The sequence below is a fragment of the Nocardia cyriacigeorgica genome (genome assembly GCF_010858045.1).
GTDB classification, from domain to species: Bacteria; Actinomycetota; Actinomycetes; order Mycobacteriales; family Mycobacteriaceae; genus Nocardia; species Nocardia cyriacigeorgica_E.
The window spans coordinates 1-362 of sequence record NZ_JAAGVC010000167.1 but is presented as its reverse complement, the minus strand read 5'-3'; the positions used below and the strand labels follow the sequence as shown (position 1 = coordinate 362).

Sequence of the window (362 nt, the reverse complement as noted above, 5' to 3'; positions counted from 1 at the left end):
GTGCTCGTGGTCGACGACCAGGAGTTGGTCCGCGGCGGATTGCGCCGGATCCTGCGCCGCAGGGACGGATTCGTCATCACCGAATGCGCCGACGGCGACGAGGTGGTGTCCGCACTCGCTGCCGGGCGGCCCGACGTGATCCTGATGGATCTGCGGATGAAACGGGTCGGCGGTATCGACGCCACCCGGCTGGTGCGCGCCCGTCCCGACGCACCCCCGGTGCTGGTGCTGACCACCTTCGACGATGATCAGTTGCTCTCGGGTGCACTGCGCGCGGGCGCGGCCCGCTTCATCCTCAAGGACTCCCCGGCCGAAGATCTCATCCGTGCCGTGCGTACGGTGGCCACCGGTGGAGCCTGGCT

Annotated in this window: 1 protein-coding gene; it reads left to right on the top strand. The window is 69.3% G+C overall.

Annotation, left to right across the window (positions count from 1 at the left end; genetic code table 11):
• Positions 1-362 (top strand): response regulator (locus GV790_RS29205; protein WP_256673606.1); only part of this gene is annotated, 362 nt, incomplete at both ends.